Origin of the sequence: Tsukamurella sp. DT100, assembly GCF_049844855.1 — a bacterium.
Lineage (GTDB): Bacteria > Actinomycetota > Actinomycetes > Mycobacteriales > Mycobacteriaceae > Tsukamurella.
Genome location: NZ_JBNCLV010000024.1, coordinates 2,185 through 4,998, shown reverse-complemented (window position 1 = coordinate 4,998; position 2,814 = coordinate 2,185). Strand labels below are relative to the sequence as shown.

The 2,814-nt window shown below is 55.4% G+C and carries 2 rRNA genes (1 of these 2 only partly in view); both read left to right on the top strand.

Going from position 1 to position 2,814, the window contains the following annotated elements:
• Window positions 1-1,115 (top strand): 16S ribosomal RNA (locus tag ACLQ3K_RS26370); the annotation flags it as partial.
• A 435-nt stretch (window positions 1,116-1,550) separates the two neighbouring features.
• A 23S ribosomal RNA gene (locus ACLQ3K_RS26365) occupies window positions 1,551-2,814 on the top strand; it runs 1,920 nt beyond the window's last position.

Below are 2,814 nucleotides of genomic sequence, written 5' to 3'. Positions count from 1 at the left end.
GACGGCCTTCGGGTTGTAAACCTCTTTCAGTAGGGACGAAGCGCAAGTGACGGTACCTACAGAAGAAGCACCGGCCAACTACGTGCCAGCAGCCGCGGTAATACGTAGGGTGCGAGCGTTGTCCGGATTTACTGGGCGTAAAGAGCTCGTAGGCGGTTTGTCACGTCGTCTGTGAAAACCCGAGGCTTAACCTCGGGCCTGCAGGCGATACGGGCAGACTTGAGTACTGTAGGGGAGACTGGAATTCCTGGTGTAGCGGTGGAATGCGCAGATATCAGGAGGAACACCGGTGGCGAAGGCGGGTCTCTGGGCAGTAACTGACGCTGAGGAGCGAAAGCGTGGGTAGCGAACAGGATTAGATACCCTGGTAGTCCACGCCGTAAACGGTGGGTACTAGGTGTGGGTTTCCTTCCACGGGATCCGTGCCGTAGCTAACGCATTAAGTACCCCGCCTGGGGAGTACGGCCGCAAGGCTAAAACTCAAAGGAATTGACGGGGGCCCGCACAAGCGGCGGAGCATGTGGATTAATTCGATGCAACGCGAAGAACCTTACCTGGGTTTGACATATAGAGGATCGCCGGAGAGATTCGGTTTGCCTTGTGCCTTCTATACAGGTGGTGCATGGCTGTCGTCAGCTCGTGTCGTGAGATGTTGGGTTAAGTCCCGCAACGAGCGCAACCCTTGTCTCATGTTGCCAGCACGTAATGGTGGGGACTCGTGAGAGACTGCCGGGGTCAACTCGGAGGAAGGTGGGGATGACGTCAAGTCATCATGCCCCTTATGTCCAGGGCTTCACACATGCTACAATGGCGCGTACAGAGGGCTGCGATACCGCGAGGTGGAGCGAATCCCTTAAAGCGCGTCTCAGTTCGGATTGGGGTCTGCAACTCGACCCCATGAAGTCGGAGTCGCTAGTAATCGCAGATCAGCAACGCTGCGGTGAATACGTTCCCGGGCCTTGTACACACCGCCCGTCACGTCATGAAAGTCGGTAACACCCGAAGCCGGTGGCCTAACCCCTTGTGGGAGGGAGCTGTCGAAGGTGGGATTGGCGATTGGGACGAAGTCGTAACAAGGTAGCCGTACCGGAAGGTGCGGCTGGATCACCTCCTTTCTAAGGAGCAATAGTACCGTTGATCAGCTCGAATGTGGCTGATGCGGTTGCTCATATTATTGGGTGGAACACTGACACGGTAATTCTTATCGCCCTGGTGGCCGGCTTGTCCGGTTGAGGGGGTTTCGTCGGCACACTGTTGGGTGTCTGAGAGGACACGTCCTTTCTGTTGCTGCTGCGCGTCAGCGCTCACGTACCACGCTCCTTCGGGGTGTGGGTGGGTGGCGGTGTGGTGGTGTGTGTTGTTTGAGAATTGTATAGTGGACGCGAGCATCAACATGACGCCGCACTGTTTGGTGTGGTTGTTGTGTTATGTTTCTGTAATTTTACATGTTTCTGTGTAAGCATTTTGTTGTGTTTTATTTGGCGCTTCGTCATGGAGCATATGCTGATGCGAGAGTGTTTGTGTCTTGTGTTTGGTGTGTGTTTTGTGTGTTGTAAGTGTCTAAGGGCGCACGGTGGATGCCTTGGCGCAAGGAGCCGATGAAGGACGTGGGAGGCTGCGATATGCCTCGGGGAGCTGTCAACCGAGCTGTGATCCGAGGATTTCCGAATGGGGAAACCCAGCACCAGTCATGTGGTGTTACCCGCCGTTGAATATATAGACGGTGTGGAGGGAACGAGGGGAAGTGAAACATCTCAGTACCCTCAGGAAGAGAAAACAATAGTGATTCCGTGAGTAGTGGCGAGCGAAAGCGGATGAGGCTAAACCATGCACATGTGATACCGGGTAGGGGTTGTGTGTGTGGTGTTGTGGGGTTCATCTTTCCAGCTCTACCTGGCTGGACAGCAGTAAGAAAGTGTCATGTTAGGTGAAGTGGCCTGGAATGGTCCGCCGGAGAGGGTGAGAGTCCCGTAACTGAAAACGTGGTGCCTGTTGTGATGGATACCCGAGTAGCAGCGAGCCCGTGGAATTTGCTGTGAATCTGCCGGGACCACCCGGTAAGCCTGAATACTACCTTGCGACCGATAGCGGACAAGTACCGTGAGGGAAAGGTGAAAAGTACCCCGGGAGGGGAGTGAAATAGTACCTGAAACCGTGTGCTTACAATCCGTCAGAGCCCTCATCGTGGGGTGATGGCGTGCCTTTTGAAGAATGAGCCTGCGAGTCAGTGCTCGGTGGCGAGGTTAACCCGTCTGGGGGTAGCCGTAGCGAAAGCGAGTCCGAATAGGGCGTTTGAGTCGCCGGGTCTGGACCCGAAGCGGAGTGATCTACCCATGGCCAGGGTGAAGCAGCAGTAAGATGTTGTGGAGGCCCGAACCCACTTAGGTTGAAAACTGAGGGGATGAGCTGTGGGTAGGGGTGAAAGGCCAATCAAACTCCGTGATAGCTGGTTCTCCCCGAAATGCATTTAGGTGCAGCGTCACGTGTTTCTTGCCGGAGGTAGAGCTACTGGATGGCCGATGGGCCCTCACAGGTTACTGACGTCAGCCAAACTCCGAATGCCGGTAAGTGAGAACGTGGCAGTGAGACTGCGGGGGATAAGCTTCGTAGTCGAGAGGGAAACAGCCCAGATCGCCGGCTAAGGCCCCTAAGCGTGTACTAAGTGGAAAAGGATGTCCGGTCGCGAAGACAACCAGGAGGTTGGCTTAGAAGCAGCCACCCTTGAAAGAGTGCGTAATAGCTCACTGGTCTAGTGGCTGGGCGCCGACAATGTAGCGGGGCTCAAGTACACCGCCGAAGCCGCGGCACTCACAC